Source organism: Legionella londiniensis (genome assembly GCF_001467825.1).
GTDB lineage: Bacteria > Pseudomonadota > Gammaproteobacteria > Legionellales > Legionellaceae > Legionella_A > Legionella_A londiniensis.
In genome coordinates, this window is record NZ_LNYK01000017.1 from 1 (window position 1) to 1355 (window position 1355).

Genomic DNA, 1355 nt, shown 5'->3' on the forward strand with positions numbered 1-1355 from the left:
AGAAATCAAACAAAATGGTTCAGTGGATGAGGGGAAAGCTGCCTGATCTTTTTTGACCATACACAACTTTTAACCGTAGCTCATTATTTAATAAAAATCTAGTATGGCATGAGAAAGTTTCATGCCATACAAAACGATGATTATTTTAGCAGCATTTTCGGCAGGCTTCAGCGCATTCGCGACAAGCTTTAGCGCAAGCTTTGCATAACTGTTCATCGTGTTTTTCGCACTCAACAGCACAAGCATCGCAGATTTTAGCGCAAAGCTCGCAAATTTCTTTACAAAAGGGCATATCTCCTCGCATGCAAATTCTGGCGCATAGATTACAAATATCAGCACAAGTGGTACAAAGCTTGAAGCATTCAAGGTGAGAATCGTTTCCAAAACAACATTGGTAAGCGCAGGCCTCGCAGGCTTTTAGGCAGTCAAGACATGACTGTATACATTCTTTATGGTGCATCGTTACACTCCTTTGTTTTAAAATGAAAGAACTTCATAAACCATAGTCCAGAAAAAGTGGTTTATCAATTTATCAATAACAAGTTAAATATGAGCTAGAAATGGAATAGATTTATTCATCATCTAACTTAATTAAGCCAAGTACAGATATGGTATATAAATCCTGTTTAGGAAATGCTGATAATGAAGATTTAGCGGGCTCAAGATATCCATGGTTCACGCAATCGTCAATTAATTGATGAATTGATGCACGTTCTTGTATGGTTTTTGGATGTAATATCTCACAAACATCATTTATAGATAGATGAAAATTGTTGCGCAAGGTATTTTGTTTTAACATTTGCTCTTTAAATAATTGCAAAATGATTTTTTTATTCATGTTCATATATAAAATATAGCCAAAAATCGTTTTTAACGGGTCATATTAGATAGAAATAGCATACAAGCCAGATAATTTTATATAAATATCCCAACTACTAGCCAGGCAATAGCAACCATTGCAAAGAAAAACAATATTTTTTCAATTACAGAGTTTTTAGCCTTTTTTGTTTTAACGGTTACCATATAACAAACAGCAAAAACGATGCTTAATAAAATGAAGATGCAGTTAAGATAAAAACCATAGTTGATATCAAAATAGCTTCTTTGTGATAAACCTTTAACTTGACCTGGGTTGGGTAACAAAGAAAACAAAGCAAAGCCATAATGCAAGATTATCGATGTTAGTACTAAAATAGTGATAAAAATCGCCATGATATATAAAGCCATTTTCCAACCGTAGTATTTTGCTTGAATTCTCAATACCGGAAAAACGAGCTACGGTTAAAAGTTGTGTATGGTCAAAAAAGATCAGGCAGCTTTCCCCTCATCCACTGAACCATTTTGTTTGATTTCTC

General features: G+C 34.2%; 3 protein-coding genes. All 3 read right to left on the reverse strand.

Features of this window, described 5'->3' with window-relative positions:
* Positions 1–145: 145 nt before the first annotated feature.
* The 3 genes from Llon_RS11870 to Llon_RS07710 all read right to left on the reverse strand — a co-directional run bounded on the left by Llon_RS11870 (position 146) and on the right by Llon_RS07710 (position 1227).
* Positions 146–460 (reverse strand): four-helix bundle copper-binding protein, encoded by a 315-nt coding sequence (locus tag Llon_RS11870; RefSeq protein ID WP_080453428.1) that lies wholly within the window; start codon positions 458–460, stop codon positions 146–148.
* Between the two features lie 111 nt (positions 461–571).
* Positions 572–838 carry a hypothetical protein gene (locus Llon_RS07705; RefSeq protein WP_061784096.1) on the reverse strand — a complete coding sequence of 89 codons (267 nt, stop codon included), beginning with the start codon at positions 836–838 and terminating at the stop codon, positions 572–574.
* Between the two features lie 77 nt (positions 839–915).
* Entirely contained in the window at positions 916–1227 is a 312-nt protein-coding gene (locus Llon_RS07710; RefSeq protein ID WP_058529502.1) for a hypothetical protein, read from the reverse strand.
* Between the last annotated feature and the right edge of the window lie 128 nt (positions 1228–1355).

Coding starts and splice junctions, on each gene's coding strand:
- Llon_RS11870 (WP_080453428.1), bottom strand. CDS start 460: ATGCACCATAAAGAATGTATACAGTCATGTCTTGACTGCCTAAAAGCC.
- Llon_RS07705 (WP_061784096.1), bottom strand. CDS start 838: ATGAATAAAAAAATCATTTTGCAATTATTTAAAGAGCAAATGTTAAAA.
- Llon_RS07710 (WP_058529502.1), bottom strand. CDS start 1,227: ATGGCTTTATATATCATGGCGATTTTTATCACTATTTTAGTACTAACA.